This window comes from Desulfovibrio sp. 1214_IL3152 (assembly GCF_036763055.1).
Taxonomy (GTDB): domain Bacteria; phylum Desulfobacterota; class Desulfovibrionia; order Desulfovibrionales; family Desulfovibrionaceae; genus Desulfovibrio.
Window position 1 is genome coordinate 1 of sequence record NZ_JBAIYW010000454.1, and the last position, 5,318, is coordinate 5,318.

General features: G+C 58.1%; 5 protein-coding genes. 4 read left to right on the forward strand and 1 reads right to left on the reverse strand.

The window, feature by feature from the left end:
* The first annotated feature begins 138 nt into the window (after positions 1-138).
* From flgK to fliW, 4 genes are all read left to right on the forward strand, one after another.
* A complete protein-coding gene (flgK, locus tag V6C07_RS09530) occupies positions 139-2,286 on the forward strand; it encodes a flagellar hook-associated protein FlgK (protein ID WP_333536196.1) in 2,148 nt (715 codons plus the stop codon).
* Positions 2,287-2,460: 174 nt separating this feature from the next.
* Positions 2,461-3,999 (forward strand): flagellin N-terminal helical domain-containing protein, encoded by a 1,539-nt coding sequence (locus V6C07_RS09535; protein ID WP_333536197.1) that lies wholly within the window; start codon positions 2,461-2,463, stop codon positions 3,997-3,999.
* Positions 4,000-4,011: 12 nt separating this feature from the next.
* Positions 4,012-4,248, forward strand: coding sequence for a carbon storage regulator CsrA (csrA, locus tag V6C07_RS09540; protein WP_012625619.1), 237 nt, complete (start codon positions 4,012-4,014; stop codon positions 4,246-4,248).
* Positions 4,227-4,727 carry a flagellar assembly protein FliW gene (fliW, locus tag V6C07_RS09545; protein WP_333536198.1) on the forward strand — a complete coding sequence of 167 codons (501 nt, stop codon included), beginning with the start codon at positions 4,227-4,229 and terminating at the stop codon, positions 4,725-4,727. The genes csrA and fliW overlap by 22 nt, the downstream gene beginning before the upstream one ends.
* A gap of 223 nt (positions 4,728-4,950) precedes the next feature.
* Here the strand turns inward: fliW and V6C07_RS09550 are convergent.
* Positions 4,951-5,318 (reverse strand): hypothetical protein (locus V6C07_RS09550; RefSeq protein WP_442891932.1); only part of this gene is annotated, 368 nt, incomplete at its 5' end.

The following is a 5,318-nucleotide window of genomic DNA, read 5'->3' on the forward strand; positions in this document are numbered from 1 at the left end:
CTCGACCAGAGCAGCCGCACGCTCCAGGCTCTCACAAGCCAGGCCATGCCCCCCAAGGCGGAAACCTACGGCCGCCGCGGCGGCATGCGCGTACAGAATCATCCCGAGGCGGCGCTTATCTCAGGGAGGCTCTAGGTCATGCTTAACGGTCTGCTCAATATCGGCAAGACAGCTCTTGGAGCTTCACAGGCGTGGATATCGGTTACCGGCAGCAATATTGCCAACGCCGATACCGAGGGCTATTCCCGCCGGTATGTAGACCAGCGTGACGCCGGAACCATCACCGCCAAACCGGGCGGCGAAAGTCTTGGCGTCAATGCCCAGCAGATCCTGCGCTTTTTTGACGCCTTTCTTGAGCGCTCCTATGTGCGCCAGTCCACCAACTCTTCCCGCTGGAAAGAGCAGGACATGGTGCTTTCTTCGGTGGAAAACCTGTTCAACGAATCCAACCGGGCGGGCATAAGCTCGTCTCTGGATAATTTTTTCAAGGGTTGGCAAGATCTTACCCAGTTGCCTGACGACAATGCCTATCGTGAAAGCCTGCTTTCGCAGGCCGACAACCTGAGCGACATGTTCAGCAGCACTGCGGCAGGGCTCAAAGCCATCCAGAACGAGATGGATGTTTCCATCAAGCAGTCTGTGGACCGCATCAATGCCCTGTCCAAAGGCATTGCCGACCTCAACAGGCAGATCACCACCAATACCGTTGACGGCGTGAGCAATCCCAACGCGCTGCTTGACCAGCGCGACCAGATGGTGCGCGAGCTGGCAAGCCTTGTGGATGTGGAGACCATCGACAACGGCAAGGGCAACTTCACCGTGCAGCTCACCACCGGCCAGCCGTTGGTGCAGGGGCAGAACGTCAATGTGCTCGAAGTGATGGGGCCGCGCGCCGAAAGTCATCTGAGCGTCGGATCGGCCTATAAGGGCGCCGTTGAATTTCAGGGTACGGACAACCACGAATACACCGTGGATATCGTTACCGGCGGCAAGGCGGGCGATGTGCCCCCGCCCAGCTTCCGCGTGTCGCTCGACGGCGGCAAGACCTGGCTGCGTGACGAAGACGGCAAGGAAATGCGCTTCGAGATCACCGACACCGACGGCGACGGCAAGGCGGACCCCGTACAGGTGAAGAATCTCAAGATTTCCTTCACCGCCACAGACAATTTCACTGCGGGCGACCAGTTCGACATCATGCCCATGAGCGGCCTGTACTGGATAGAGCCTACGCGCGGCCCGCAGAACGTGACGCCCCAGACCTTTTTTGACGGTTCGGAAAACAGGAACCGCGTTACCGGCGGCAAGCTGAGCTCATACTTCACCGTGCGTGACGACAACTGCGGCCGCTATCTCGACGAGCTTAATGCCGTGGCTTCGTCCCTTATCTGGGAGGTCAACCGCCTTCACAGTCAGGGAACCGGCACGGAAATGCTCAGCTATGCCCAGGGTTCGCAGATGGTGCAGAGCACGCAGCAGCCCCTCGGTTCGCCCCAGGCCATCCTGCCCTATGCGGACAAGCTGCAAAGCGGCAACGTGAACATCTATTTTTACGACAAGACCACCGGCGCTTTTCGCGAAACGGATACCGGCGTCAATACACTGGACTTCAGCTCCATCACTCCGCCCGGAACCGTAAACTTTGACCCGGCGCAGCACACCCTGCAGGACGTATGCAACGTCATCAACAGCAGCTTTGCCGACAAGAACGCGCCCGGCCTGAACATGCTCAAGGCGACCATTCAGGACGGCAAGTTGCTCATAGAGGCCAATCCGGCCTGTAACGTGAGTTTTGCTATGGGGGTGGACAGCACTGGGCTTATGGCCGCGCTGGGCATCAACACGTTTTTTACGGGCGACAGCGCCACCAACATGGCGGTCAGCAGCCAGTTGCACACCAATGTCAACCTGATCGCCGCCGGGGCCGTGAACGGGCAGAATCAGGCCAACAAGGGCGATAACGTCACTGCCACGGCCATCGGGGAGCTTGCCGGCAAAAAGGTGACGGTCTCCACCACCTGGAAGACCGTGAGCAACCAGAGCATCGGTGAGTATTACGCCACGCTGGTGACCACCGTGGGCGCTGACAGGCGGCTTGCCAAGACCAATTCGGAATATCACACGGCCCTGTCCACCGACCTTGAAGACCGCGTGACCTCGGTGACAGGGGTGAACCTGGATGAGGAAATGTCCAACCTCATAAAGTATCAGCACTCTTACACGGCGGCGGCAAAGCTTATCACCACTGCCGACCAGATGCTGCAAACCCTGCTGGGCCTCAAGCAGTAGAGCAATTTCTTCTTGAAATTCCTCTGGCGGACGCGGGAGCGGACGAACTGATCTGAACCGCCGGGTCAAGCCCGGATAGCAGGCGCAATATCTTCATGCCTGTCCGTGGCTGTACCAGAGCCTTGCATCAGGCGGACACGTATTTTCCGGCGGGAATATGCTCAAGGAGTTGCCATGTCCATTCGCGTAACACAAAGCTCCATGTACAATACCATGGTGGGGCAGATGCAGAAAAGCCTTTCTGCATATATGGAAAGTAACGAGCAAGGCTCAACGCAGAAAAAGATCAACCGTCCTTCCGACGATCCTGCGGGCATGTATCGTGTGCTCATGACACGGGATGATATCAGCGCAACCAAGCAGTATCAGTCCAACTGCGATACGGCCAAGGGCTGGCTTGAGCTGGCGGACAGCGTGCTTGGAACGCAACTGAGCAATACCATCATCAGCCTCAAGAGCCGCATGGAGCAGGCCGCCACAGGAACCACGGCCGATCAGCGCAAGCTCATTGCCGAGGAGGCGCGCGAAATTTTCGGTCAGATACTCAATCTGTCCAACACGCAGTTTAACGGCAAAAGCATCTTTGGCGGGCAGCGCTATGACCTCAATGCCTTTGAGCAGGGCCTGGGCCTGACCTGCTGGGACGATACGTGGAATACCGCGATCAGCGGGGGCAACTACTCCATTGAAGGCGCAAGCAACAGCTCCATGATGGTGCAGTTCACGGATACCGGCACTCTTGGCGCTAACGCGCTGACATATCGCTGGTCCAAGGACGGCGGCGAAACCTGGAAAACCGAAACCGTGGCGGCGGGCAGCCGCACGCTGGTGGCCGACGGCGTGACCATCACCATGAACCAGGACATGGCCGTCAGCGCGGCGGATATAAGCCTTGGCCCCGGCGCCAACAACGGCACGCTCGTGTATATACGCCCCACGGCCGTCTATCAGGGCGACGATAACGATCCGCCGCCGGAAATGACCGTCATGGGCGGTCCCGCCGGGCTGGAAACAAAGGCCTACGGCGCTTTCGGCAATAACGTGCTGGTGCGTATGGACACTGACGTGGATCTTGGGACCACGGGTACGGCGTTCAACTATTCCTACAGTCTGGACAACGGCGGAACCTGGGTCACGGCTTCGGGGCAGACCACGGGGGGCGGCACGGTTCGCCTGCCGGTTCCCGGCGGTTATATGGATATGGACACCACAGGCATTATCCCGGCGACAACGCAGATCAAGGCGGGTACGCAGGTGCTCATCCATCCCTCGCGCGCCAACCTGAATCTGGAGATCATGCAGGGAACCTACATCTCCGTGAACAACGTGGGCAAGGATATTTTCGGGGGCTACTATGACGGCCAGCCGTCGCTTGAGGGCGGCAAGAATCTTTTTGAAGTGGTGGGCGAATTCATCGCTTACTGCGAAAACAACAATCAGGAAGGCTGCCAGAAAAGCCTGGCCGCCATCGAACAGGCCCAGGCCCATATTCTTGCGCAGGAAGCCCGCATCGGCGGACTGGAAAACCGCGTCAGCATGGCGCAGGACGTGCTCAGCTTTCAAAAGCTGGACCAGGAAGAGCGATTGAGCTACACTGAAGACATTGACCTGACAGAGCTGCTGGCAAAGCTGACGCGGCAGCAGTTGACGTACCAGACGGTGCTTCAGTCTTCTTCAATGATTATGCAGTTGAGCCTTGCCAAGTACATCTAACAGGTAGCATCTATGCTTATACTGACGCGCCGCCCGGGTGAAAGCCTGTACCTGGGTGAAAATATACGCATAACCGTTCTGGGTATGCAGGGCAAACAGGTCAAGCTTGGCCTGGAAGTGCCGGGCGACACAACCGTTTACCGCGAGGAAGTGTATAAACGGGTTGTGGAGGAAAACCGCCGCGCCCTTGAAACCAGTAACAACGACCTTATGGTGGCTGCTGAATTATGGCACGAAACAAAGAAATAGAAATCGACACCCGCCTTGGCCGCCGGAGCGTCGATGCCGACAAGGTTGTACATTTTCCGCGCGGGCTGGCCGGTTTTGAAAATGAACGGGACTTCATACTGCTGCAGATTCGGCCCGAAGCCCCTTTGCTTATCCTGCAAAGCATGAATAATCCTGTGGTGGGCCTGCTGGTGGCCGACCCCTACAGTTTTATGGAAAAAGGCGCGTATGCGCCTGCCATGGGCGAAGCCGAAAAGCAGCTTTTGCGCATCTCGTGCCTGGATGAGGCCGCTGTTCTGGTGACGGTTGCCATCCCCGCCGGGCAACCCGGCGAGGCGGCACTCAATCTGGCCGGACCCATTGTCATCAATTCGCGCGAGCGCATCGGGCTTCAGGTTCCCCAATGCACTGACGGCCCGCAGCAGATATACATGCACAGCCTCAAGCCCGTTGATGAAAACGGACAGGCAGAAAAAAGCGAAACCGCCCCCGCGGAATAGCTGAGTTCTTGGCCCCGGCGGGCAAGAGGTTGTTTCGGTTTTTTGCAAGGCCCCTTTTTTCAGCTGCTGAAAAAAGGGGCCTTGGCTTGTTTGGGAAGGGCATTTTCCGGCTGAATGAAAACCTTGAAATGTGAAGCATTTCAAAGTGGGTCTGCTCCGGAGCATTTGAACTTTGAAATTGCTCTGGCGAACGCGGGAGCAGTCGCCCGCCACGGATATGAGGCTACCGCTTTTTGGGGGCTGGTCCTGTTTCGGCCGGCTGGCTCTGCTTGACCGAAGGTGCAGAATGCTCCGTATCTTTTGCCGCCGCGCTGTCGCCGCCCTCAACATGTACCGTGGGCAGGGCTGCAAATGCGGGTTCATGCAGGTTCATGGCCTCAATGACAGTTCCGGTAATATCCATGCCGGGCGCAGTGTCCAGCAGGCCGTTGCGGGCCAGCACCATTTGCGCCTTGTAGCTTTCGCGCCAGCGGGCCGCTTCTGTCAGCATATGGCTTACAACCACCTGTCTGGCGGCTTCCTCTTCCAGTGCCATTTGGCGGCGCAGGGTGCGCAGCCCCTGAGCCAGCGCCTGTTCCCGCTCTGTGGGCG